The sequence below is a fragment of the Amycolatopsis tolypomycina genome (assembly GCF_900105945.1).
In the GTDB taxonomy this organism is placed as follows: domain Bacteria; phylum Actinomycetota; class Actinomycetes; order Mycobacteriales; family Pseudonocardiaceae; genus Amycolatopsis; species Amycolatopsis tolypomycina.
Genome location: NZ_FNSO01000003.1, coordinates 390,871 through 414,656, shown reverse-complemented (window position 1 = coordinate 414,656; position 23,786 = coordinate 390,871). Strand labels below are relative to the sequence as shown.

Genomic DNA, 23,786 nt, shown 5'->3' with positions numbered 1-23,786 from the left:
GTCGAACGTCGACCACCGACTCGACGAAGGGGAAGAATGCGCCTGCGCGCCCTGCTCGCCGCTGCCGTTTTGACCGTCTCCACCGCTCCCGCCGCCGGGGCCGTCGCCCACGGCTCCGACGTCCCACCGGGCCAGTACGGGTTCGTCGCGAAGCTCGCGATGACGAAGGTCCCCCGCCCGGACGGCTCGACGTACAGCAGCTACTGCACGGGCGCGCTCATCGCGCCCGCCTGGGTCATCACGACCGGCCACTGCTTCCACGACGCCCACCGCGAGCGCGTCTCGGGCAAGGTCCCGTACCCGACGACGGTGACGCTGGGCCTGACCGACGAGGAAACGGAGTCGGGCATCGCCCGCAAGGCGACCGAGGTCCGGCAGGCCAAGGAGAACGACGTGGCCCTGATCCGCCTCGACTCCCCGGTGACCACGGTGACGCCGCTGTCGGTGAGCCGCGCGACCCCGAAGGTCGGCCAGCAGCTGACGCTGGCGGGCTGGGGCAGCCTGACGGGCGCGAACCCCAAGCCGGCCACCCGCCTCCAGCAGGGCACGGTGGCGGTGGCGAAGGTGGACCCGACGACACTGGGCGTCCGCGGCGCGGCCCCGGAGATCACGACGAGCGCCTGCACGTACGACTCGGGAGCCCCGTACTTCACGGGCACCCAGCTGGTCTCCCTGGAGGCAACGGGCCCGGGCTGCCCCCACGCGGGCATCGAAACGACCAGCCGCGCGGACGTCATAGCGGACTGGATCGCCACCCACACGGCGTAACTTCGCCCAGGGCGAACAGCGCTCGTGACATACCCCACGACCTGGTCCAAGGCATGAAAAAGGGCCCCGGCAACCAGCCGGGGCCCTTTCGCTGTGGGCGAGGAGGGAGTTGAACCCTCACGTCCTTTCGGACACACGGACCTGAACCGTGCGCGTCTGCCATTCCGCCACTCGCCCGAGCGCTTCTCTCAAGCAGCGAGGAGAAGACTAGCAGGTCGTTTTAACGGCTTTCACCGGGGGCCGTGTAGAGGCTGGCTCACCCGGATAGGATCGATGCGGAAGCACGAGCGTGAGGAGGTTTTCCCCGGTGGGCCGCGCCGAGAGATTCGACAGGCGACTCGAGAACCTGGTGGGGAACACTTTCGCGCGCATGTTCGGTGGCAACGTCGTCACGCAGGAAGTGGCGATCGCCCTCGAGCGGGAGAGTGAGGAGAACGTTCGTGAGCTGGCAGGCGGTCGGCAGCTCGCCCCCAATCACTACATCGTGTCACTGGGAGCGGCTGACCACGAACGCATGGCCGGTGACGAGCAACGCGTCACCCAGGTACTCGCCAAGGCGGTGGCCGAACACCTCGCCGCGGAGGGCCTGGACACCTATGGTGACGTCGTCGTATCACTCGAGCGCAACGAGGCGCTGCATACTGGACAGTTCAAGACCCGTTCGTCCGTCGATCCCGACGCCCGCCCCTCAGGCGCCGGTACACCGCGGTCGGCACGACCCAGCAACGCAGGAGACCCAGCAATGAGCCAGCCCCCCGGCTACGGCCAATACGACCAGGGTGACCCGTACGGCCAGCAGGGCCAGTACGGCTACGGACAGCAGGGTGGCCAGCAGCCCGGGTACGACCAGGGTTACGGCCAGCAGGGCGGATACGACCAGTACGGCCAGCAGCAGCCCGGCGGCGGCTACGACCAGTACGGCCAGCAGCAGCAGGGCGGCTACGACCAGGGCGGCTACGCGCAGCCCCAGCAGGGCGGCTACGACCAGGGCTACGGCCAGCCGCAGGGCGGTGGCTACGACCAGGGTGGTTACGCGCAGCCGCAGGGCGGCGGGTACGACCAGGGCGGCTACGCGCAGCCGCAGGGCGGCGGCTACGACCAGGGCGGCTACCAGCAGGGTGGGTACGACCAGTACGGCGGCCAGCAGCAGGGCGGTTACGACCAGTACGGCCAGCAGCAGGCGTACGGCCAGCCGGCCGGCGACCCGTACGGCCAGCAGGGCGGCTACGGCCAGCCCGCGGCCGGCCGCCAGCTCGCGGCGAGCCTGCAGCTGGACGACGGCTCCAACCGCACGTACTCGCTGAAGCAGGGCGGGAACGTCGTGGGCCGCGGCCAGGACGCCGACTTCCGCCTGCCGGACACCGGGGTCTCGCGCCGCCACCTGGAGATCACCTGGGACGGCCAGAGCGCGACGCTCGCGGACATCGGCTCGACCAACGGCACGACCGTGAACGGCACCCCGGTCCAGACCTGGCAGCTCGCCGACGGCGACGTCATCCGGGTGGGTCATTCGTCCCTCGTGTTCCGTACACAGGGCTGACTCGGGACACGGAATACTGTTCCCGCAGAATTGACGTGCGGGGGGACCGCGGCGTACCCGCGTCGCGGCTGCGCGGAAGAGTCGGGAGCGGACACACCAAGTGCCAGAGCTGGTCGTACAACTCACCAGGGTGGGCTTCCTCGTGCTGCTCTGGCTCTTCGTGTTCGCCGCGCTCAGAGTCGTCCGTTCGGACCTCTACGCGGCGTCCGGCATGCGCGTCCAGGTGCCGTCCTTCGGCCGCAAGAAGGAAAAGAAGCCGCGCAACAGCAAGTCGCCGCAGCAGCTGCTGGTGACCCACGGCGCGCTCGCCGGGACGCGCATCGCGCTGGACGGCCGGCCGATCCTGATCGGCCGGGCCGACGACTCCACGCTGGTCCTCGACGACGACTACGCGTCGACCCGCCACGCGCGGATCGCGCAGCGCGGTGAGGACTGGTACGTGGAAGATCTGGGCTCGACGAACGGCACGTATCTCGACCGGGCTAAGGTCACTGCACCCCTCCGGGTCCCGCTCGGAGTCCCCATCCGGATCGGCAAGACGGTGATCGAGCTTCGCCCATGACTCTCGTCCTCCGCTACGCAGCCCGCAGCGACCGGGGCCTGGTGCGTTCGAGCAACCAGGACTCCGTGTACGCCGGCCCTCGCCTGCTCGCGCTCGCCGACGGCATGGGTGGGCACGCGGCGGGCGAAGTCGCCAGCAAGGTCGTCATCGCCTCCCTCGCCCCGCTCGACGACGACGAGCCGGGCGACGACCTGCTCGCCCAGCTGCGCGAGGCGGTGGCCAACGGCAACGCCGCGATCGCCGAGCTGGTTTCCCAGGACCCCGACCTGGACGGCATGGGCACCACGCTCACCGCCGTCCTGTTCGCCGGCACCAGGCTGGGGCTGGTGCACGTCGGCGACTCACGCGCGTACCTGCTGCGCGGCGGCCAGTTCGCGCAGATCACCCGCGACGACAGCTTCGTCAACGAACTCCTCGAGCAGGGCCGGATCACGCCCGAAGAGGCGGCGGTGCACCCGCAGCGGTCGCTGCTGCTGAAGGCGCTCACCGGGCACGAGGTCGAGCCGAGCCTCACCGTGCGCGAAGCCCGCCCCGGCGACCGGTACCTGATCTGCTCCGACGGCCTGTCCGGCATGGTCAGCGACGAGACGCTGGCCGAGGCCGTGCAGATCCCCGACCCGCAGCAGTGCGCGGACCGGATGATCGAGCTGGCGCTCAAGGGCGGCGGCACCGACAACGTCACGGTGATCATCGCCGACGTCGTCGACGTCGACTTCGGCGATGACGCGCCCATCGTGGGCGGCGCCGCCGGGGACGGCAGCGACGAGCGGCACCAGGGCGACTCCCCTGCGGCCCGGGCCAGGGCGCTGACCCAGCCGCCACCGCCGCCGCGCCAGGAGCTGCCGCAGCCCCAGGAAGACCCGAAGGCCAAACGCCGGAAGCGGTTCCGCTGGCTGGCGGGCGCCCTGGTGGTCCTCGTGGTGCTGGCCGCGGCCGCCATCGCGACCCGCTACTTCGTGCTGAGTCAGTACTATGTCGGCGAGGGAACGGACGGGGAGGTCGTGATCTACCGCGGCGTCCCCGGCAGCATTCTCGGCATCGACCTGCACGCCTACGAGCAGGGGTCCTGCCCGCCGAGCCAGGTGTGCACGGACAAGCTCCGCGTCACCCAGCTCCAGGAGGACGCCCGGCTGGCGGTGCAGAACGGCGTCAAGAAGGACAGCCTCGACGAAGCCAGGAAGTACATCGACGACTTCCTCCAGCTGCGCAAGCGCCTGAACAACTGCGCGCCGGCGGGCGGTCAGCCGTCCTCGACGCCGACCCCTCCGGTCACGCCGACGACGACTCCGTCGGCTCCGGCCGGCTCAACCGCTCCGTCGTCGGCGAACCAGCCAGCGGGGAGGGACTGCTCGACGCCGAGTTCGACGGCACCGACGACGGGAGGCGGTAACTGATGGGCCAGCCCGTCGCGCGTTCCGCCGAACCGCTCGCCGCGCAGTTCCAGACGAACCCGCCGCGCGAGGTCCCGACCCGCCGCAACACCGAGCTGGTGCTGCTGGGGTTCGCGACGTTCATCGTCACCATCGCGCTGGTCCTGGTGGAGGCGAACCAGGAGCAGGAGCTCACCGCGTCGATCATCTGGCTCGGCCTGGCGTACCTCGGCGTGCTGACCGGCGCGCACCTGGCCGTCCGCAAGTGGGCGCCCTACGCCGACCCCGTGCTGCTCCCCTGCGTCGCGCTGCTGAACGGCATCGGGCTGGTGATGATCCACCGGATCGACCTGGCACTGGCCGAGCGCGCCACGCAGAACGGCAAGGACTACACGCCGGCCGTCACCGCGCAGGTGCTCTTCACGGTGATCTCGCTCGTGTTCTTCGTCGTGGTCCTGATCGTGGTGAACGACCACCGGACGCTGACCCGCTACGGCTACACCGCCGGCCTGGTCGGGATCTTCGCGCTGGCCCTGCCCGCCCTGCTGCCGTCGAGCCTGTCCGAGGTCAACGGCGCGAAGGTCTGGCTGAAGCTGCCGTTCTTCTCGATCCAGCCGGGCGAGTTCGCGAAGATCCTGCTGATGATCTTCTTCGCCTCGTTCCTGGTGTCGAAGCGCGACCTGTTCATGGTGGCGGGCAAGAAGCTCGTCGGCGTCGAGCTGCCGCGCGCCCGCGACCTCGGCCCGATCCTGATCGCCGCGTTCGCCTGCATCGGCATCCTGGTGTTCGAGAAGGACCTCGGCACGTCGCTGCTGTTCTTCAGCGTCATCCTCGTGATGCTGTACGTCGCGACCGAGCGGATCATCTGGGTCGTCCTCGGCCTCAGCTTTTTCGCCGTCGGCTGCATCATCGCCTACAACCTCTTCACGCACGTCCAGCAGCGCGTGGCCAACTGGCTGGACCCGCTGGCCACCTACGACGACGCCGGCGGCGGCTACCAGCTCGCCCAGGGCCTGTTCGGGCTCGGTACCGGCGGCGTCGGCGGCACCGGCCTCGGGGCGGGCCGGCCGGACATGGTGCCCGAGGCGGCCACCGACTTCATCACCGCGGCGATCGGCGAGGAGCTCGGCTTCATCGGCCTGGCCGCGGTGCTGATGCTCTACCTGCTGGTGGCGATGCGCGGCATGCGCAGCGCGCTGGCCGTGCGCGACACGTTCGGCAAGCTGCTGGGCGGCGGGCTCGCGTTCACCATGGTCATGCAGATCTTCGTCGTCGTCGGCGGGGTCACGAAACTCATCCCGGAGACCGGTATCACCGCCCCCTTCCTGTCCAAGGGTGGTTCGTCGCTGCTCGCGAACTACATCCTGGTCGCGCTGCTGCTCCGCATCTCCGACGCGGCCCGCAAGCCCGCCGCCCGCCCGAAGCCGCAGCAGCAGCCGCAGGCCCCGATCGCGGAAGCGCACACCGTGCTCGTGCAGCGCCCGCCGGCGGACGGGGGCGCGCAGGCATGAACACCCCGCTCCGCAAGGTCGGCATGGCGATGCTCGTGATGGTCGTCCTGCTGCTGGCCAACGCCACCTACATCCAGGTCGTGAAGGCCGACGACTACCGCACCGACCCGCGCAACGCGCGCGTGCTCTACGACGAGTTCGCCCGCCAGCGCGGCAAGATCGTGTCGCAGGCCAACGGCGAGGTGCTGGCGAGCATCACGCCGTCGAACGACAAGTACAAGTACATCCGGACCTACGCCGACGGCCCGATGTACGCGCCGGTCACCGGCTACTACTCGATCAACTACGGCGCCGGCGGCCTGGAGCGCGCCGAGGACGACGTGCTCAACGGCTCCGACCCGCGGCTGTTCGTGCGGCGGCTCTCGGACATGGTCACCGGCCGCGACCCCAGCGGCGGCAACGTCCGGCTGACCATCGACCCGGCCGTCCAGAAGGCCGCCTACGACCTGATGACGCAGAAGGGCTACACCGGCGCCGTCGTCGCGATGGAGCCCAGCACCGGGCGGATCCTGGCGATGGTCTCGACGCCGTCGTACGACCCGAACGCGCTCGCCTCGCACACGTCGAAGGCGCAGACCGACGCCTGGAACGCGAACAACAAGGACCCGAAGAAGCCCATGCTGAACCGGGCGATCTCCGAGACCTACCCGCCGGGGTCGACGATGAAGCTCGTCACCGCGGCGGCCGTGCTCGAAGACGGCAAGGGCCCGGACACCCAGGTCAGCCAGGCGGCGAACACCAAGCTCCCCGGCACGAACACGACGCTGGAGAACTACGGCGGGGCAACCTGCCCTGGCAACACGTTCAAGGACGCGCTCGCGCACTCCTGCAACGTGCCGTTCGCGGAGTTCGCCGGCCAGCTGGGCGCGGACAAGCTGAAGAAGACGGCGGCGAACTTCGGCATCGGGCAGACCGATCTGACCGTGCCGATGAAGGTCGCCGCGTCGACCGTCGGCCCGCTCGACTCGCAGGGCGCGCTCTACCAGAGCGGCATCGGCCAGCGCGACGTCCGGCTCACGCCGCTCCAGGACTGCATCCTCGCGGCCACCGTGGCCAACGGCGGGATGGCGATGAAGCCGCAGCTGGTGCAGTCGGTGCTGGCGCCGGACCTGTCGACCATCGAGGACTACAGCCCCACCGAACTCACCGGCACCCCGGCGCTGTCGGCGTCGAACGCCGCGATCCTCAAGGACATGATGGTCGCTTCCGAAAGCTTCACCAAGGGCGGCGGGAAGCGCGACGACGTCAAGATCGCGTCGAAGACCGGCACCGCCGAGCACGGCACGGACTCCAAGAACACCGCACCGCACGCCTGGTACACCGCCTTCGCCCCGGTCGACAACCCGCAGATCGCGGTCGCCGTGATCGTCGAGGACGGCGGCAACCGCGGCCTCGCGGCCACCGGCGGCACGGTCGCGGCGGAAATCGGCCGCGCGGCCATCAACGCGAAGCTCGGGGGTGGATAGCGCATGCTGTCCTCCGGTCAGCTGCTGGCCGACCGCTACAAGCTGACGAGCCGGATCGCCGTCGGCGGGATGGGCGAGGTCTGGCAGGCCAGCGACACCCGGCTCGACCGGACCGTTGCCGTCAAGATCCTCAAGACCGAACTGTCCGGCGACGCCGAGTTCCTCCACCGCTTCCGCACCGAAGCGCGGATGACGGCGTCGCTGAACCACCCCGGCATCGCCGCGGTGCACGACTACGGCGAGACCATCCTCGACGGCGACCTGTCGATCGCGTACCTGGTGATGGAGCTCGTCGACGGCGACCCGCTGGCCGGCCTGCTGGCCAAGCACGGGCGGCTGTCGGCGGAGTTCACGCTCGACATGCTCGAGCAGGCGGGCAACGCGCTGCAGGCCGCACACTCCCACGGCCTCGTCCACCGCGACGTCAAGCCGGGCAACATCCTGGTGACCTCGGCCGGGCAGGTGAAGATCACCGACTTCGGGGTCGCGAAGGCGGCCGACGCGGCCCCGGTCACCCGATCCGGCATGGTCATGGGCACCGCGCACTACATCGCTCCGGAGCAGGCGCTCGGGCAACCGGCCGAGCCGGCGTCCGACGTCTACTCGCTGGCGGTGTGCGGCTACGAGTGCCTCGCCGGGCACCGGCCGTTCCTGTCCGAGAACGCCGTGACGGTCGCGATGATGCACATCCGCGACATCCCGCCGCCGCTGCCGCCGGACGTGCCGCCCGCGGCGCGCGCGGTGATCGAGGCGACCCTGGTCAAGGACCCGCGGCAGCGCTACAACAACGGCGGCGAGTTCGCCTCCGCCGTCGCCGCGGTCCGCGCCGGGATGCCGCTGCCGACACCGTCCGGGCTGGTCAACGCCACCTACACGACGGGCCAGCAGCCGGTGGTGCCGCCGCAGGTGCAGCAGCAGCCGCCGCCGTCGATGCCGGTGCCGATCCCGCCGCAGCAGCAGTTCCCCCCGCCACAGCAGCAGCTGCCGGGCGGCCCGCCGTCCCCCGCCATGAACCCGATGGTCGCCATCGGCCCGCCGTCCCGGCCCGCCCCGCGGCAGGTCATGCTGCCGGCCGCCAGGAAGAAGACCCAATGGGGCTGGTGGGCGCTTCTCGCGGCGATCCTGCTCGTTGTCCTGGTGGCGGGCATCGTCCTGGTGGCGAAGATGCTGGGCGGTGGCACCGGCTCGCCGTCGCAGAACGGCCAGCCGCAGAGCCAGGTGGTCCCGGGCAGACAGGTGCCCGCGGAACAGCCTTCGAGCTTCTCGGCTGGCGCCCCCGGCAGGACCGACGACGGCCGGCAAGGCCTCATGACCACACCTTGGACGGAATGGAACGGCATCCAGAGATGAGCACACCCAGACTGCTCTCCAACCGGTACGAGCTGGGCGAAACGCTCGGCTACGGAGGCATGTCCGAGGTCCATCACGGCCACGACGTGCGTCTCGGCCGGGAAGTCGCGATCAAGATCCTCCGTGCCGACCTCGCCAGGGACCCGCAGTTCCAGGAGCGCTTCCGCCGGGAGGCGCAGAACGCCGCCGCGCTGAACCACCCGGCGATCGTCGCGGTCTACGACACCGGTGAGGCGAACACCGAGTTCGGGCCGCTGCCGTACATCGTCATGGAGTACGTCGAAGGCCGGACGCTGCGCGACATCGTCAAGACCGAGGGCCCGATGTCGCAGAAGCGGGCGATGGAGGTCATGGCCGACGTCTGCGCGGCGCTGGACTTCTCGCACCGCCACGGCATCGTGCACCGCGACGTCAAGCCGGCCAACGTGATGATCACGAAGAACGGCGCGGTCAAGGTGATGGACTTCGGCATCGCGCGGGCGATGCACGACGGCCAGGCCTCGATGACCCAGACGGCCGCGGTGATCGGCACGGCGCAGTACCTCTCGCCGGAGCAGGCCCGCGGTGAGTCGGTCGACGCGCGGTCGGACGTCTACGCCGCCGGCTGCGTGCTCTACGAGCTGATCACCGGCGAGCCGCCGTTCACCGGCGACTCCCCGGTCGCGGTGGCCTACCAGCACGTGCGCGAAGACCCGAACCCGCCGTCGTCGGTCAACCCGGCGGTGGCCCCGGAACTCGACGCGGTCGTGCTGAAGGCGCTGGCCAAGGGCCCGGCGAACCGCTACCAGTCGGCGGCGGAGATGCGCTCGGACCTGGTGCGCACCCTCTCGGGCCAGCGCCCGGTGGCGCCGATGGTGATGTCCGAGGACGAGCGCACGCAGGTGATGAACGCCGACCGGCGGCAGCCGCAGCGCTACGACGAGTACAGCGAGCCGGACGACGAAGACCCGAAGGCGAAGCGCCGTCGTCGCACGATCCTCGCCGCGGTCGCCGCGGTGTTCGTGCTGGGTGCGGTGCTGCTGATCATGTGGCTGTCGGGCTCGTTCAAGGGCAACGACAACGCCACGCTGGTGGCGGTCCCGGACGTGCTGCACCAGACGGTGCCCCAGGCCCGGGAGACGTTGAAGAGCAAGGGCTTCGACGGAACCATCGAGCCGAAGTCGATCCCCTGCGGGGTGCAGCCGACCGACGGCACTCCGGAGTGCGGCCCGGACGACATCAACAAGGTGATCAAGACCGACCCGTCGGCCGGGATCTCGGTCGCGTCCAACACGAAGATCACGCTGTACGTCGGCGCCTCCCCGGGCAAGGCCATCGTGCCGGACCTCAAGAGCAAGACGCCCACCGAGGCCGGGCAGGCGCTCGCCGAGGTGAAACTGGCACTGGACCCGACCGTCGACTACGTCGAGGTCGACGACCCGAACCAGGCCGGCCTGGTGCAGAGCCAGAACCCGCCCGCGGGGTCCGAGCTCGCGCAGGGGCAGCCGGTGAAGATCACGGTGGGCAAGTCGAAGCAGCTCAAGACGGTCACCGACTTCACCGGCAAGCCGTACTCGCAGGCCAAGTCGTCGCTGGAAGGCGCGGGCTTCACGACGAAGCGGGTCGACCAGGCTTCGGACACGGTGCCGAAGGACTCGGTCATCACCCAGAACCCGAACGGCGGCCAGCTGGCGGTCGGCAGCCAGATCACGCTGACCGTGTCGACCGGGCCGAGCCAGACCCAGCCGACCAAGATCCAGATGCCGAGCCTGATCGGCATGACCGCCGACGAGGCGCAGCAGAAGCTGCAGAGCATGGGCTGGACCGGAAACCTCAGCCAGCGGTCGGACCGGACCAGCGGGCAGCCGGAAGGCACGATCACCGGCCAGAACCCGAAGGCGGGCAGCCAGATCGATCCCGACCAGCAGGTCACCGTCAGCGTCGCGGAGAGCTTGTTCCCGACGACGACGAAGACATCCGGCTGATCCCTAGCCAACGGAGAAGGCCCGCACGGTTCGCCGTGCGGGCCTTCTCCGTTGTTCAGGACTTGTCGAGGAACCCTTGCACGGCACCGAGAACCTGGTCGGCGTCGCTCGCGGCCCCGAAGTCGAGCTCGAGCTCTTCGGCGGCGCCCGAGCGTTTGACCTTCAGGGAGACGCGGGCTTCCCGCCCCCGCGTCAACCACGCGAAGAGCGAGCGGCAGAAGACTGCGGCCGAGGAACTCGAAACGCCGACCACGACGGCGTCGAAGACCTGGACGCGGCCGCGGAGCTCGTCTTCGCCACGCAGCCAGGCGGCGAGCTCCGGAAGCTCGTCGGCGGAGTTTGGGACGGTGATCGCGACGATCCCAGCCGTCACCCGATCTCCCTTCACCCAGAATCGGAGAGGCCCCGAACCTTAGCCGCCCGCGTGGTCCGGCTGGAAGCCCGGGCCGGATATTGAAGATGGCAATTTGCAGTCAGGAGCGCCGGTGCACGAGCGCCGAGACGGCGTAGAAGCTGACGGCCAGCATCGCCACCGCCGTCACCAGGGCCAGGACCAGCGGACCGCCGACCGGTTCCTCGTCGGTCAGGGCGTGCAGCAGCGGGTGGACCAGCGGGATCTTCGCCAGCAGGACGACGACGAGGGTGACCACGGCGGCGAGCACGGTCCAGCCGATGCGGTGGACCAGCAGCCGCGAACACGGCAGCGCGATCGCGATGCCCAGCAGCGCGCACGCCAGGTGCGCCAGCAGCCCGATGCCGAGCGCGGCCGGCTGGACCTTGAACGACTTGAGCGCCGACCACACCTCGGTGATCGCGGTGAGGACCAGCGAGCAGGCCAGCACGGTGAGGATCGCGCCGGTGATCATCCGGCGCCACTGCCGCGCGTGGCTCAGTGTCACCAGGCGCTGCACCGGATCTTCGATGTCGAGCAGTGCGATCGTCAGCCAGCACGAGACGACCAGCAGCCCGCCGGCGCTGATGCCGAACAGCGGCAGCGGCGGCGAATGCGGGTCGGCGTAGAGGATCACGCACAGCGCGAGGTAGGCCAGCAGCGCCGGCAGGTACCGCTGCGAATGACCGAGCAACGCCAGGTAGTAGCGGGTCAGGGCGAGCACGGCGCCACCTCCCGCACCGACCAGCCGTCGTCGAGGGCGCGCCGCAGGACGGCGTCGACGCGGGCGAGCTCGACCGTGAGCACGACGTGGGCGCCCTCGGTGACGGCGTGCCGCACGCCGGGCTCGTCCGCCCAGCCGGTGCCGCCGCCGCGCAGCACGATCCGGGTGGTCGGCTCCGCGCTTTCCGCCGTGAGCCGGCCTTCGTGCATGAGGTGGACGACGTCGGCGTGGTCGTGCACCACCTGCGGCCGGTGGTCGGTGAACACGACGCTCGCCCCGCGCGCCCGCGTCTCGGCGACGAGCTCGCCGAGGATCGTGTGCGTGCCGACGTCGAGGCCGGACCACGGCTCGTCGAGGATCAGCAGGTCGGGGCGGACCATGACGGCCTGCGCGAGCCCGACCTTCTGCGCGTTGCCCTTGGAGAGCGTCCGCAGCGGGGCGGCCGGGCCGCCGACGAGGGCGAGCCGTTCGAGCAGCGGGTCGATCACCGAGAGGTCGGCGAGCCCGTGGATGCGCGCCATGTGCCGCAGGTAGGCGCGGGCGCCCATGCGCTGGCCTGCCGGGAAGCGGTCCGGCAGGTAGCCGATCCGCGGGGTGCCGTGCACCGTGCCGGTGGTGGCGTGCGAGACGCCGGCCATGATCCGCAGCAGCGTCGACTTCCCGGAGCCGTTGCTGCCGAGGACGCCGACGACGTGCCCGGGCTCGACGGTCAGGTCGACGTCGCGCAGGACGAAGTCACCGCGCCCGTACCGCTTGCCGACCCCCGCGAGCCGGATCACGCAACAGCGGCCTTCTGGAGCGCCTTGGTCGCGCGCTCGAGCTCGTCGACCCGGGCTGGGTCGACGGGGTGGCCCGCGGTGGCCAGCCAGTTCGCGAGCATCCGGTGGCCGCCCTCGGTGAGCACGGACTCCGGGTGGAACTGGACGCCTTCCAGCGGCAGCTCGCGGTGGCGCATGCCCATCACGATGCCCGACTCGGTGCGGCCGGTGATCTCGAAAACGGCGTCGGAGATCGTCTCGGGCACCACGGTCAGCGAGTGGTAGCGGGTGGCCGTGAACTCCTCGGGCAGGTCGCCCAGGATGCCGGCGCCGGTGTGGCGCACCTGGCTCGTCTTGCCGTGGAGCAGCTCGGGCGCGCGGTCGACGGTGGCGCCGTAGACGACGCCGAGCGCCTGGTGGCCGAGGCAGACGCCCAGCATCGGCGTGCGCGTCTCGGCGCACTTGCGGATGACGTCCATGCTCTGGCCGGCGCGTTCGGGGGTGCCCGGGCCGGGTGAGACGAGCACGGCGTCGAACTCGGGCACGCGGTCGAGGTCGACGACGTCGTTGCGCCAGACCGTGCAGTCGGCGCCGAGCTGGGCCAGGTACTGGACCAGGTTGTAGACGAAGCTGTCGTAGTTGTCGACGACGAGAACGCGCATGGCGCCGAGCTTACCGGCTCCCAGTCCGTGGACCGTACGCCAAATCACATTTCAAGTAAGGCGACCCTAACTTACCGTGGAGCGAGTGAGCCGTTCTCTTCGCGCAGCCGTGGTCGGTGCCGGTCCCGCCGGTATCTACGCCGCCGACATCCTGGACAAGTCCGACGCCGATGTGCAGATCGACCTGTTCGAGCGCATGCCCGCGCCGTTCGGGCTGATCCGGTACGGCGTCGCGCCCGACCACCCGCGCATCAAGGGCATCGTGACGGCGCTGGAGAAGGTGCTCTCGAAGCCGAACATCCGGCTGCTCGGCAACATCGACTACGGCACCGACATCAAGCTCGACGAGCTGCGCGAGTTCTACGACGCGGTGATCTTCTCGACCGGCGCGTCCGCCGACCGCGCGCTCGACATCCCGGGCATCGACCTGGACGGCAGCTACGGCGCCGCCGACTTCGTGTCCTGGTACGACGGCCACCCCGACGTGCCGCGCACGTGGCCGCTGACCGCGTCTTCGGTCGCGGTGCTCGGCGTCGGGAACGTCGCGCTGGACGTGGCGCGGGTCCTGGCGAAGACGGCCGACGAGCTGCTGACCACCGACATCCCGGACAACGTCTACCAGGGCCTCAAGGCCAGCCCGGTCACCGACGTGCACGTGTTCGGCCGCCGCGGGCCGGCCCAGGCGAAGTTCACGCCGCTGGAGCTGCGCGAGCTGGACCACTCGCCGAACGTCGAGGTCATCGTGTACCCGGAGGACATCGAGTTCGACGACGGCAGCATCGCGGCCCTGCGCGCGTCGAAGCAGATCGACATGGTGGTGAAGACGCTGCAGGAGTGGGCCATCCGCGAGCCGGGCACCCGGCCGCGGCGGCTGCACCTGCACTTCTTCCACTCGCCGGCCGAGGTCCTCGGCGAGGACGGTCGCGTGACGGGCCTGCGCACCGAGCGCACGGAGCTGACCGGCGACGGGAACGTCCGCGGCACGGGCGAGTTCCACGACTGGGACGTCCAGGCCGTGTACCGCGCGGTCGGCTACCTGTCGTCGCACCTGCCGGAACTGCCGTTCGACCACGTGGCGGGCGTCGTCCCGAACCAGGCCGGGCGCGTGCTCGACCTGGACGAGAACCAGCTGCCGGGCGTGTACGTGACGGGCTGGATCAAGCGCGGCCCGGTGGGCCTGATCGGCCACACGAAGGGCGACGCGGCGGAGACGATCGCCAGCCTCCTGGCGGACGCGGACACCCTCACCGCCCCGAAGTTCGCCTCGCCGGACGCGATCCTCGACTTCCTCGAGACCCGCGGCATCCCGTTCACCAACTGGGACGGCTGGGGCCGGCTCGACGCCCACGAGAAGGCGCTGGGCTCGGCGGCGGGCCGCGAGCGGGTGAAGGTCGTCGAGCGCGACGAGATGACCCGGATTTCGCGCGGCTAGGAACCCAGGTACGCCAGCACGGCGAGCACGCGGCGGTTCGTGTCGTCCGAAGCCGAGATGCCGAGCTTCGCGAAGATGTTCGCCGTGTGCTTGCCGACCGCTCCTTCGCTGAAGTGCAGCCGGGACGCGATCGCCGCGTTCGAGCAGCCTTCCGCCATCAGCGACAGGACCTCGCGCTCGCGCGGGGTCAACGCGGAGAGCGGGTCGGAAGCGTTGCCCGCCACCAGTTTGGCGATCACCTCGGGGTCCATCACGGTGCCGCCGGCCGCGACCCGGCGGACGGCGTCGATGAACTGCTCCGCGTTGAACACGCGGTCCTTCAGCAGGTAGCCGATCGCGCCGGTGCCGTCGGCCAGCAGTTCGCGCGCGTACAGCTGCTCGACGTGCTGGGACAACACAAGAATCGGCAGGCCAGGCACTTCCCGGCGGGCGGCCAGCGCGGCCTGCAGCCCTTCGTCGGTGTTCGTCGGCGGCATCCGGACGTCCACAATGGACACCTCGGGGCGGTGCGCGCGCAACGCGGCCACCAGTTCGGGGCCGGTGGCGACCGCCGCGACGACGTCGAAGCCGTGTGCGGTCAGGAGATGCGTCAGGCCGTCTCGGAGGAGGTACTGGTCCTCGGCGACGAGGGTTCTTGGTCGATCTGACACGGGATCTCCAGGGTCGCCTTCGTCGGGCCGCCGATCGGGCTGGTCAGCGTCAACCTACCGTCGAAGCCACCCAACCGGCGCTCGATTCCCCGCAGTCCCGAACCACGAGCCGGGTTCGCGCCGCCCGGGCCGTCGTCGGTCACCACCACTGTCAAAAGATCGTCGGCGAACCCCACCTCGATCGTCACCCGCTTCGCGCCGTGCTTCGCCGCGTTGCCCAGCAGTTCGGACACCGCGAAGTACGTGCACGCCTCCACCGGCTCCTCGACGCGTCCCGGCAGTGAGCCGGTGACCTGCGCCTTCAGCGGGCTGTCCAGCGCCAGCGCGCGGACGGCGTCCAGCAGCCCGCGTTCGGACAGCACCGGCGGGTGGATCCCGCGGATCAGCGCCCGCAGCTCGGTGAGCGCCTCCGACGTCGCCGCGCGCAGCTCCGCCGTGAGCTGCTTCGCCGCCTCCGGGTCGGAGTCCACCAAAGCCTCGACCGCGCCCAGCTTCATGCCCATGGCGACCAGCCGCGACTGGACGCCGTCGTGCAGGTCGCGCTCGATCCGGCGCAGTTCCGCCGCCTGCGTGACCGTGACGTCGGAACGCGTCTGCTTGAGCCGTTCGACGCGCTGGGCCAGCCGGGCCGACTCGGTCGGCCCGAACCACACCCGCGCGAAGCGCCCCTGCAGCCGGGCGAGCCACGGTGCCGGCGCCAATGCCGCCGCCAACGCGAGCAGGATCAACGGCGTCTGCGCGAGCGCACCGAGGTGCGTCGACACCTCGGGCAGCGGGGACCACTGGACACGTGACGACACGAACGGCCGCCACACCCAGAGCAGCCAGACGCCGGTCATGCCCCAGCCGAACAACACGAGCGCCGGCAACGAGCAAGCGAGCGACACGAGGGTGCTCAGTGCGCCGCCTGCCATGTCCCGCCAGGTGGCCCGGTCACCCAGGATCCACCGCGTGCGGGCGTTCTGGAGCGGCCAGAACATTTCTTCGTACAGCTGCCGGCCGACTTGGTAGAGCCCGTCGGCGCGGGGCAGCGGCACCCCGGGCGGCGGCCGGTACGGCCGGGCGATCCGCACCCCGGTCCAGTTTTCGGTTTCGCGGCGCAGGGTGTCGGTGATCGAGCGGCTCTTCAGCACGACCGGGGGCGCCAGCGGCGTGGCGACGGCGACGACCACCAGCTGGACCGCCGAAAAGACCAGCTGCACCACGGAAAGCGCGAGGATGCCGAACTGGTGGCCCAGCGCTTCGAGGTGCCGGTGCACCCGGTTCCGGGGCCGTTCGGCGGGCGGGCGCGGTCCGAGCCACCAGCGCGTCCACCGGCCGTAGCCGCGCAGCACCCGCGGCCCGCCGAGCAGGACGGCCACCGGCAGCAGCAGCGTCACCAGCGGGTTCACCAGCTGCCAGGTGAATTCGCGGTTCGCCGCCGGGTCCTCCAGCGCCCAAGTGAGACGGCGCTGCCAGCGGATCCAGAACGCCCGCTTGTAGAGCAGCTTGCCGTCCCGGTACCAGCCGTCGTCCTCGCGCACCGGCTCGGGTGGCTCCGGCCGGTACGGCGTTGCGACCTCGACGCCGCACCAGCGCGCGGCCAGCGTCCTGGCCACCGCCGACCGCCTGCGTGCCCATTCGACCGCGGGGCCGAGGAAGAAGAAGAGCCCGCCGCAGAGCAGCACGAACGCGATCAGCTGAACGAGCACGTCGAGCCAGCTGAGCAACGAGTACGCGGCCAGCGCCAGTGCCCGGCCGACCGCACGCAGGTACCTCATCCGGCACCTCCTTCCCCCGAGATCCTCGCCGACCGGCACCGGGCCGCGCACTGCCCGAAGCCCCCCGAACGGGGTGGGTCCAGCCCCACCCCCGCCTCAGCAAAACGCTACCTGAGCTGGGGTTTCAGCGTCATTACCGCGGCGGCCGCCGGTTCGTAGCTTGATTCCCATGCCACTCATCGAAGTCACCGACCTCCGCAAGCGCTACGGCACCCGGGTCGCGGTCGACGGCGTTTCGTTCACCGTCGAGCGCGGCGAAATCTTCGGCATCCTCGGCACGAACGGCGCCGGGAAGACCACCACCGTCGAATGCCTCCAGGGACTCCGCCGGGCCGACGGCGGCACGATCTCCGTGCTCGGCCTCGACCCGGCGACCGAGCACGCGGCGCTCACCCGCCGCGTCGGGGTTCAGCTGCAGGAGAGCCAGCTGCCCGCGACGCTGCGGGTGCGCGAGGCGCTGGAGCTGTTCGCCTCCTTCTACGCCGAGCCGGCTGACATCGACGTCCTGCTCGACCAGCTCGACCTGCGCGACCACGCCCGCAGCTACTTCGGAAAGCTCTCCGGCGGCCAGAAGCAACGCGTCTCGATCGCGCTGGCCCTGGTGGGCCGGCCGGAGCTGGCGATCCTCGACGAGCTGACCACCGGGCTCGACCCGCACGCCCGCCGCGAAACGTGGCGGCTCGTCGAAGACGTCCGCGCCACCGGCGTCACGGTCCTGCTCGTCACCCACTTCATGGACGAAGCCGAGCGGCTCTGCGACCGCGTGGCGATCTTCGACGCCGGGCGCGTGGTCGCCACCGGCACCCCGACCGAGCTCCGCGCCGCGGCCGGAGCATCCACTTTGGACGATGCGTTCGTCTCGCTGACCAGGAGCGCCCGGTGAACACCTTCGCCAAGATCACCAGCACCGAAACGAAACTCTTCCTGCGCTCGCCCTTCATGGCGCTCGGCGGCCTGCTGCTGCCGTCGATCCTGCTGCTCGCCATCGGCGCCATCCCCGGCATGCGCGAGCCCCACGAAGCCGCCGGCGGGTACCGGCTCATCGACGCCTGGGTGCCGTCGCTGGTCGTGATCAGCCTGGCGATGCTCGCGCTGCAGTCGATCCCGGCCGCCGTCGCCACCTACCGCGAGCAGGGCGTGCTGCGCCGGCTGGCCACGACGCCGGTGCACCCGGCCAACCTGCTCGGCGCGCAGCTGCTCATCCACGTCGCCGTGTCGCTGGCGGGCATCGCGCTCGTGCTGGGGCTGGGCAACGCCGTCTACGACGTCCCGCTGCCGCAACACCCGCTGTCGTTCGCGCTGACGCTGGTGCTCGGGGTCGTCGCGACGTTCGCGCTCGGCCTGATCGCGGCCGCGGTCGCCCGCACGTCCAAGGCCGCGTCCGGGGTCGCGATGATCGCTTTCCTCCCGATCATGTTCTTCGGCGGCGTCTACCTGCCGCGGCCGTTCCTGCCGGAGGTCCTCCGCCGGATCGGCGACTACGTGCCGCCGGGTTCGCAGGCACTGCAGGACGCCTGGGTCGGCACCGGCGTGCAGCCGCTGCAGCTGGCCGCCCTCGCCGCCTTTGCGGTGTTCGGAACGGTTCTGGCGGCGAGGCTCTTTCGCTGGGAGTGACGGGCCTTCCGCCAAAGTGGTGATGATCATCGTTTTCTCTTGTGGCGGGGCCACCCGGCAGGTAGCCAAGAAGGTGGCCCTGCTCAAACTGGAGGTTCGATGTCCCTGGACGTGTCACCCGCGTTGCTGGAGAAGGCCGAGCGCGGGGAGGTCACCGACGCCGAGTTCGTCACCTGCGTCAAGGAATCCCTGCCGTACGCCTGGGAGGTCATCACCGGCGTCATCGCCGACGCCGAGGGCGCGGCGGACGGCTTCGCCGACAACGAGACCCCGCCGCCGAGCGAGGCCGCCCGCGGGCAGCTGCTGCGGGCGCTGGCCTCCGACGCGATCCGCGGCGGCCTCGAGCGCCACTTCGGCGTCAAGCTGGCGTTCCAGAACTGCCACCGGGTCGCCGTGTTCAAGCAGTCCGAAGACGGCACAGTGGACGGTGACCGCTACCGCGCGTTCGTCTCGCCGCGCGGCCAGCTGCTCAACCAGAGCCCGGAACTGCGGGACTGCTAGCCCGCAGCGCCGGCAGCACCTCGGTGCCGATCCGCGCGATGTTCTCGAACGTGCCCTCCGGCGTACCCGACGCCTCCACGAGCATCAGCACGTGGGAGACGCCGGTGCGCCGGAGGCTCGTTTCCAGCGTCCGGACGCAGTGGGCCGCGTCGCCGACCGGGTGGATGGCGCACAGCCGTTCGGTGTACTCGCCAGGGTCCTTTTGCGGTCCAGGCCGTCCGTCGACCGTGATGTGGGCGCCGAGCCCGTCCTTCAGCCAGCCCGGCAGGGCCTTCCGCACCACATCGGCGTCACCCACTTGGCAGAGCACGGTCGAGACGTGGTTCGCGGGTTTCCCGTAGGCGGCGACCGTGTTCGCCTTCTCTTCGTCATCGGCGTGCAGGCCGAGCAGCAACGGCAAGTCCCGGTCGGCGGCCTGCCGGACGGCGGCCGACCGCGGTCCCCCGCACGCCACGACGACGTCCGGCCGCCGTTCCGGCGCGGGCACCACGGGCACCTCGCGGAAGGCGAAGTGCCGCCCGTGCGCTTCGACGCGGCCGGCGGTGGCGCGCAGGAAGACGTCGAGGGTCTCTTCGAAGCCGGTCTCGAACCGGTCCAGCCCGGTCCCGAAGACCTCGAGGTCCTGCCACGGCCCGCCCCGGCCGACCCCGAGCCGCAGCCGTCCCCCGGAGACGGCGTCCAGCATCGCCCACTGTTCCGCGAGCGCGACGGGGTGCGTGGTCGACAGGACGCTGACGGCGGTCCCGACCCCGATCCGCGACGTCCGCCCGAGCACGTGCGCGGCGAGGGTGATGGCGGACGGGCAGACGCCGTAGGGCATGAAGTGGTGTTCGGCGAACCAGACGTCGTCGAAGCCGGCTTCTTCGGCCAGCTCCGCGGCGCGGACGGAGCGGCGCAGCACGTCGCCGTCCGACTGGCCGGGGAAGCGGCCGCTGACCAGGAAGACGCCGAACCTCACGAACCGAGCCCCGCCAGCAGCCGGGCCGTCGGCAGGCCGCTCTCGAGGTACTGCACGAAGAGCTGGTTGCTCAGGGCGCCCGGCGAGCGGCGCTGCCGGACCCGCTCGATCGCGGCGGGCACGCCGAGCCCGAGTTCGACCAGCGCCTGCGCGACAACCAGGCCGGACCGGTTCTGCCCGGCGTGGCAGCGGACGAGGGTGGTCCGGCCCGCGCGGACCGCCGCGACCGCGAGCCCTACGAAGCGTTCGACGTCGGCGAGCTGCGCTTCGGTCAGCGGCCCGTCGGGCATCTCGGCGAAGTGGTGCTCGACGCCGGGCGCCGGCCCGTGGCCCTCGCGCTGGTACAGGCTCAGCACGAGGTCGAACTCGCGCCCGACGACGACCGGCTCCTCGCCGTCGGCGCCGACCCGGATGTGCCCGCCCATCCACAGCCGCGGCCCGACCTCGTTCCACGGGTCTTCCGGCGGCGGGTTGTGCCGATCCTTCTGGCGTGTCTTCACGGCGACCCCTCTCCCGAGAGGGGCAACGGTTCGCACGCCCGGCGGGTTCCGGCTCAGTTGACCGCGACCTCGTTGAACCACAGCCGCGGCTCCAGCCACGGGAACACCACGAACATCAGCAGCGCGATCACGCCGAGCACCAGGACGACCGCGATCGTCAGCTTCACCGCGAACGGGCCGGGGAACTTCCGCCAGAGCCAGGCGTACATCAGGCCTCCCCGATCTTCTGCAGCAGGTCGCCGTAGTCCTTGACCTGGTTCTTCGGCACCTGCTGGGTCAGCACCGAGGTGATGATGAGCCGCTCGCGGGCGGAGAACTGGGGGTGGCAGGTGGTGAGCGTGAGCAGCGCGGCCTGCTGGGCCTTCGGCAGCACGTCGGCGTCCTTGTACGGGACCGGGTTCACCGCGGTGCCCTGGCTGGGCAGCACGACCTTGCGGCCGAAGGTCTCGCTGTAGGCGCCGCCGTCCTCGGCACCGCCGTCGCGCAGGGTCGAGACGCCCTTGCACTTCGGGTCGGCGCCCTTGCCCGCCGCCCAGTCCTTCATCTCGTCGTCGTAGGGCAGGACCTTGTAGATGTAGAAGTCCGTCGAGGTCTCGATCACGATCTGGTCACAGGAGGAGAGGTTGTCCAGGTCGTTGAACGGGGCACCCTTGCCGACGCGGTGGCCTGCGACGGCGAAGTTGCCGGGCTCGCCGGGCAGCGCCGTGCCCTTGTAGTGGCCGGGGCCGACTTCGAGGGCGGCGTCGTCGGTGCCCTCCTGGATGGTGAAGTTGTAGTCGACGCCGAAGCTGGGGATGTGGATGCGGGCGAACGCCTTGCCGTCGATCAGCTCGGGGTGCAACGTGCGGTCGTGCGCCCACTCGCCGTCGAGCTGGTCGCTCGCCTCCGACTGCTTGCCCGCCGAGAACAGGTCGGTCACGTAGAGCTCGTAGACCATGAACAGCAGCACGACCAGGCCCAGCGTGATGAGGACTTCGCCGGCGGTCCGGATCGCGACGCCGCCCTTGCCGAGCGGTGCCGGGGCGGGCTTCTCCTTGGTCGCCGCGCCACCCTTCCCGACCGGCGCGAAGACGACGGTCTCCTCGCTCGAGCCGGGCGGCGGGGGCGGGCTGGTGTAGCGGCGGGGCGGCGGGCCTTGCGGGCGCCGCGGCGGCTGGCCCTGGGGGCCGCCCTGTGGGCCGCGCTGAGGCTGCCGGGGCTGCGGGTGGGGCTGCTGGGGCGGCACCTGGCCGCGTGGGGGCGTGGCGGGACGACGTGGGGGAATCGGCGGCTGACCGGGGTATCTGCGCCGGTCGTCGTCCGGTCCTTCGCGCGTAGCCACGCAAGCTCCTCTCAAGCCGCGTCGAACCCTGAACCTTATTCTGGTTAGGACGGCGCCGCGGACCGCACGTTGCCACCTGTGGTGACCCTCGCGCCGGCCGACGGCTGAATAAGGTTCACCTGGGTGACCCCGTTGTCACGGTCCGGGAAATCCGACCACTCCTGGCCGCTGCTTTCCTGCGGTCGTTTACGTTAACGTGTGCACGTGGCGCCGGTTGCGCACCCTCAGCGGGACATCGCCACCAGACGAGCCCGAAGAGCACCGCGAGGAACACACGATGCCCAAGTCCAAGGTCCGCAAGAAGACCGCGTACACCCCGCCCGCCGACCGGCGCACGCCGGTGAAGGTGCGGGCCGCAGGCCCGACGGGCCTCGCCTGGAAGATCCCGATGTTCGGGCTGATGATCCTCGGCCTGATCTGGCTGCTGGTCAACTACATCGCCGGGGACAAGATCTCCTGGATGGCCGACCTGGGCAACTGGAACTTCGCCGGTGGGTTCGCGCTGATGATCGCGGGTCTGCTCATGACCATGCGCTGGCGCTGATTATTACTCCAAATGGCGGCTTGACGTCGAATTACAGCGGTGTGACTCATCCCCAGTGTGGATAACCCCTGTGGATAACTACCCCACCTCCTGGGCGCCCCGCCCGGCCGTTGTGGTATCGGCGTGGGCGGTCACCGCGCTGCTGCTGGTCGGTGTCGTCGTCGACGCGCTGACCGGCGACCGCGGCGGGCTGGTGCTGTTCGCACTGGCGGCCGTCGCCGTCGGCGCGTTCGCCGGCCACGCCACCGTCGTCCGGCCGCGGCTGGCCGCCGACGCCGAAGGCCTGGTGGCCCGGACGCTCGGCGGCACGCACCGGCTGCCGTGGGCGCAGACGCGCACCCGGCTGCGCACCACCCGGCGGATGGGCCGCGACGGCGTCACGCTGGAGATCGAGCACGACGAGCAGCTGTACGTCTTCGGGTGGCTCGACCTCGGCGAGGACCCGCGGGACGTCCTGGACGTCCTCAGCACGCTGCGCGGCTAGCGACAGGTGTAGTACAGGCCCTCGCGGTACTGGACGAAGTCGCAGGTCGTCGGCGAGGCCTGCGCACCGCGGTAGACCAGCAGGCCGAGCAGCGCGACGACGATGATCCCGATGCCGATCGCCTGCCACCGCGCCTGCTTGACCTGCGGGGCGTAGAGCAGCGCGATGGTCACCAGCGCGCCGGTCACCAGCCCGCCGAGGTGCCCGAAGATCGAGATGCCCGGGATGCCGAAGGTGATGAACGCGTTCAGCGCGAGCGTGATGATCAGGCCGGTGGGGTTCAGGCGCAGCTTCAGCACCGTGACGCCGTACGCGCCCATCAGGCCGAACAGCGCCCCGGACGCGCCCGCCGTGCCCGGGAAGCCTGCCGGGTTGCCGAACAGCAGCACGGCGGTGGACGCGCCGAGCATGGAGACGAAGTAGAGCGCGAGGTAGCGGCCGCGGCCGGTCACCTGCTCGAGCGACCGGCCCATCATCCACAGCGAGAACATGTTGACCGCGATGTGGATCGGCCCGTAGTGCAGGAAGCCGTTGGTCAGGACCCGCCACCACTCGCCGTGGCCCATGGTCGCGTCGCCGTAGAGGGCGCCGTACTGGAAGAGCGACGACAGGTCGTTGTCGTTGAGGCTCTGCGCTTGGAGCACCGTGGCCAGGAAGACCAGGACGTTCACCGCGAGGATGACCTGGGTGACGAGCACGGACTGCGAGAGCCGCGCGCCGAAGACGGTGCGCTGGCCGAAGCCGGCGTCCTGGTACCCGCGGTGCTGCCGGCGCTGCTCCTGGCCACCGGAGTGGACGCAGTCGGTGCAGTGGAAGCCGACCGGGGCTTCGCGGAGGCAGTCCGGGCACGCCGGACGCCCGCACCGGGAACAGCTCAGTCCGGTCGGGCGGTTGGGGTGCCACCAGCACCCGGGCAGCGCGGCTTGTTCGGCGGCGGGGTTCGGCGGTTGGTTCAC

Annotated in this window: 25 protein-coding genes and 1 tRNA gene; 14 read left to right on the top strand and 12 right to left on the bottom strand. The window is 70.7% G+C overall.

The features are described 5' to 3' along the window. Positions 1–36: 36 nt before the first annotated feature. Positions 37–768 carry a S1 family peptidase gene (locus BLW76_RS07515; RefSeq protein ID WP_091305107.1) on the top strand — a complete coding sequence of 244 codons (732 nt, stop codon included), beginning with the start codon at positions 37–39 and terminating at the stop codon, positions 766–768. A 94-nt stretch (positions 769–862) separates the two neighbouring features. Here the strand turns inward: BLW76_RS07515 and BLW76_RS07510 are convergent. Further along, a tRNA-Leu gene (locus BLW76_RS07510) sits at positions 863–945 on the bottom strand. 130 nt (positions 946–1,075) lie between these two features. Here BLW76_RS07510 and BLW76_RS07505 point away from each other — a divergent pair. From BLW76_RS07505 to pknB, 7 genes are all read left to right on the top strand, one after another. Continuing rightward, a complete protein-coding gene (locus BLW76_RS07505; protein WP_091305106.1) occupies positions 1,076–2,308 on the top strand; it encodes a DUF3662 and FHA domain-containing protein in 1,233 nt (410 codons plus the stop codon). Positions 2,309–2,408: 100 nt separating this feature from the next. Beyond that, complete coding sequence (locus tag BLW76_RS07500; RefSeq protein ID WP_091305105.1) at positions 2,409–2,870, top strand: FHA domain-containing protein FhaB/FipA; 462 nt, start codon at positions 2,409–2,411, stop codon at positions 2,868–2,870. Continuing rightward, positions 2,867–4,264, top strand: coding sequence for a PP2C family protein-serine/threonine phosphatase (locus BLW76_RS07495; RefSeq protein WP_091305104.1), 1,398 nt, complete (start codon positions 2,867–2,869; stop codon positions 4,262–4,264). Before BLW76_RS07500 ends, BLW76_RS07495 begins: the two co-directional genes overlap by 4 nt. After that, positions 4,264–5,751: an FtsW/RodA/SpoVE family cell cycle protein gene (locus BLW76_RS07490; RefSeq protein ID WP_091305103.1), complete on the top strand. Its 1,488-nt coding sequence runs from the start codon at positions 4,264–4,266 to the stop codon at positions 5,749–5,751. Before BLW76_RS07495 ends, BLW76_RS07490 begins: the two co-directional genes overlap by 1 nt. Beyond that, positions 5,748–7,217, top strand: a complete 1,470-nt coding sequence (locus BLW76_RS07485; protein ID WP_091305102.1) for a peptidoglycan D,D-transpeptidase FtsI family protein — start codon at positions 5,748–5,750, stop codon at positions 7,215–7,217. Before BLW76_RS07490 ends, BLW76_RS07485 begins: the two co-directional genes overlap by 4 nt. Before the next feature lie 3 nt (positions 7,218–7,220). Beyond that, a complete protein-coding gene (locus BLW76_RS07480; RefSeq protein ID WP_091305101.1) occupies positions 7,221–8,567 on the top strand; it encodes a serine/threonine-protein kinase in 1,347 nt (448 codons plus the stop codon). After that, positions 8,564–10,531 (top strand): Stk1 family PASTA domain-containing Ser/Thr kinase, encoded by a 1,968-nt coding sequence (pknB, locus tag BLW76_RS07475; RefSeq protein ID WP_091305100.1) that lies wholly within the window; start codon positions 8,564–8,566, stop codon positions 10,529–10,531. The genes BLW76_RS07480 and pknB overlap by 4 nt, the downstream gene beginning before the upstream one ends. A gap of 55 nt (positions 10,532–10,586) precedes the next feature. On the opposite strand, the gene BLW76_RS07470 is transcribed toward pknB, so the two are convergent. The 4 genes from BLW76_RS07470 to BLW76_RS07455 form a co-directional block, all read right to left on the bottom strand. Continuing rightward, positions 10,587–10,904, bottom strand: coding sequence for an effector-associated constant component EACC1 (locus BLW76_RS07470; protein WP_091305099.1), 318 nt, complete (start codon positions 10,902–10,904; stop codon positions 10,587–10,589). Positions 10,905–11,004: 100 nt separating this feature from the next. Next, complete coding sequence (locus BLW76_RS07465; RefSeq protein ID WP_091305098.1) at positions 11,005–11,646, bottom strand: hypothetical protein; 642 nt, start codon at positions 11,644–11,646, stop codon at positions 11,005–11,007. Continuing rightward, entirely contained in the window at positions 11,634–12,425 is a 792-nt protein-coding gene (locus BLW76_RS07460) for an ABC transporter ATP-binding protein (protein WP_091305097.1), read from the bottom strand. The genes BLW76_RS07465 and BLW76_RS07460 overlap by 13 nt, the downstream gene beginning before the upstream one ends. Continuing rightward, positions 12,422–13,066, bottom strand: coding sequence for an aminodeoxychorismate/anthranilate synthase component II (locus BLW76_RS07455; protein WP_091305096.1), 645 nt, complete (start codon positions 13,064–13,066; stop codon positions 12,422–12,424). The genes BLW76_RS07460 and BLW76_RS07455 overlap by 4 nt, the downstream gene beginning before the upstream one ends. A gap of 85 nt (positions 13,067–13,151) precedes the next feature. Between BLW76_RS07455 and BLW76_RS07450 the strand changes: the two genes are divergently transcribed. Further along, positions 13,152–14,498: an FAD-dependent oxidoreductase gene (locus tag BLW76_RS07450; RefSeq protein ID WP_244170079.1), complete on the top strand. Its 1,347-nt coding sequence runs from the start codon at positions 13,152–13,154 to the stop codon at positions 14,496–14,498. Here the strand turns inward: BLW76_RS07450 and BLW76_RS07445 are convergent. Continuing rightward, positions 14,495–15,148 (bottom strand): response regulator, encoded by a 654-nt coding sequence (locus tag BLW76_RS07445; RefSeq protein WP_091305094.1) that lies wholly within the window; start codon positions 15,146–15,148, stop codon positions 14,495–14,497. The genes BLW76_RS07450 and BLW76_RS07445 overlap by 4 nt on opposite strands. Beyond that, positions 15,088–16,908: a sensor histidine kinase gene (locus BLW76_RS07440; protein ID WP_091305093.1), complete on the bottom strand. Its 1,821-nt coding sequence runs from the start codon at positions 16,906–16,908 to the stop codon at positions 15,088–15,090. The genes BLW76_RS07445 and BLW76_RS07440 overlap by 61 nt, the downstream gene beginning before the upstream one ends. Positions 16,909–17,077: 169 nt before the next feature. Here BLW76_RS07440 and BLW76_RS07435 point away from each other — a divergent pair, with 169 nt between their 5' ends. The 3 genes from BLW76_RS07435 to BLW76_RS07425 all read left to right on the top strand — a co-directional run bounded on the left by BLW76_RS07435 (position 17,078) and on the right by BLW76_RS07425 (position 19,023). Further along, positions 17,078–17,791 (top strand): ABC transporter ATP-binding protein, encoded by a 714-nt coding sequence (locus tag BLW76_RS07435; RefSeq protein WP_091305092.1) that lies wholly within the window; start codon positions 17,078–17,080, stop codon positions 17,789–17,791. Next, positions 17,788–18,522, top strand: a complete 735-nt coding sequence (locus BLW76_RS07430; RefSeq protein WP_091305091.1) for an ABC transporter permease — start codon at positions 17,788–17,790, stop codon at positions 18,520–18,522. The genes BLW76_RS07435 and BLW76_RS07430 overlap by 4 nt, the downstream gene beginning before the upstream one ends. Before the next feature lie 99 nt (positions 18,523–18,621). Continuing rightward, a complete protein-coding gene (locus tag BLW76_RS07425) occupies positions 18,622–19,023 on the top strand; it encodes an SCO5389 family protein (RefSeq protein WP_091305090.1) in 402 nt (133 codons plus the stop codon). On the opposite strand, the gene BLW76_RS07420 is transcribed toward BLW76_RS07425, so the two are convergent. The 4 genes from BLW76_RS07420 to BLW76_RS07405 are packed head-to-tail and all read right to left on the bottom strand — an operon-like array spanning position 18,992 to position 21,802. Continuing rightward, positions 18,992–19,981 (bottom strand): LLM class flavin-dependent oxidoreductase, encoded by a 990-nt coding sequence (locus BLW76_RS07420; protein ID WP_091305089.1) that lies wholly within the window; start codon positions 19,979–19,981, stop codon positions 18,992–18,994. The two genes, BLW76_RS07425 and BLW76_RS07420, sit on opposite strands and share 32 nt — an antisense overlap. Next, positions 19,978–20,481, bottom strand: coding sequence for a protein-tyrosine phosphatase family protein (locus tag BLW76_RS07415; protein WP_091305088.1), 504 nt, complete (start codon positions 20,479–20,481; stop codon positions 19,978–19,980). The genes BLW76_RS07420 and BLW76_RS07415 overlap by 4 nt, the downstream gene beginning before the upstream one ends. Positions 20,482–20,534: 53 nt before the next feature. Next, positions 20,535–20,690 (bottom strand): hypothetical protein, encoded by a 156-nt coding sequence (locus BLW76_RS07410; RefSeq protein WP_091305087.1) that lies wholly within the window; start codon positions 20,688–20,690, stop codon positions 20,535–20,537. Then, the gene (locus BLW76_RS07405) at positions 20,690–21,802 is read right to left on the bottom strand and encodes a class E sortase (protein ID WP_091305086.1); all 1,113 of its coding nucleotides are present in this window, start codon (positions 21,800–21,802) and stop codon (positions 20,690–20,692) included. The genes BLW76_RS07410 and BLW76_RS07405 overlap by 1 nt, the downstream gene beginning before the upstream one ends. A gap of 277 nt (positions 21,803–22,079) precedes the next feature. Between BLW76_RS07405 and crgA the strand changes: the two genes are divergently transcribed. Both crgA and BLW76_RS07395 read left to right on the top strand, forming a co-directional pair. After that, positions 22,080–22,346: a cell division protein CrgA gene (crgA, locus tag BLW76_RS07400; protein WP_091305085.1), complete on the top strand. Its 267-nt coding sequence runs from the start codon at positions 22,080–22,082 to the stop codon at positions 22,344–22,346. A gap of 70 nt (positions 22,347–22,416) precedes the next feature. Next, a complete protein-coding gene (locus BLW76_RS07395) occupies positions 22,417–22,830 on the top strand; it encodes a PH domain-containing protein (protein WP_244170078.1) in 414 nt (137 codons plus the stop codon). Here the strand turns inward: BLW76_RS07395 and BLW76_RS07390 are convergent. Beyond that, positions 22,827–23,786, bottom strand: coding sequence for a rhomboid family intramembrane serine protease (locus tag BLW76_RS07390; RefSeq protein ID WP_167384500.1), 960 nt, complete (start codon positions 23,784–23,786; stop codon positions 22,827–22,829). The genes BLW76_RS07395 and BLW76_RS07390 overlap by 4 nt on opposite strands.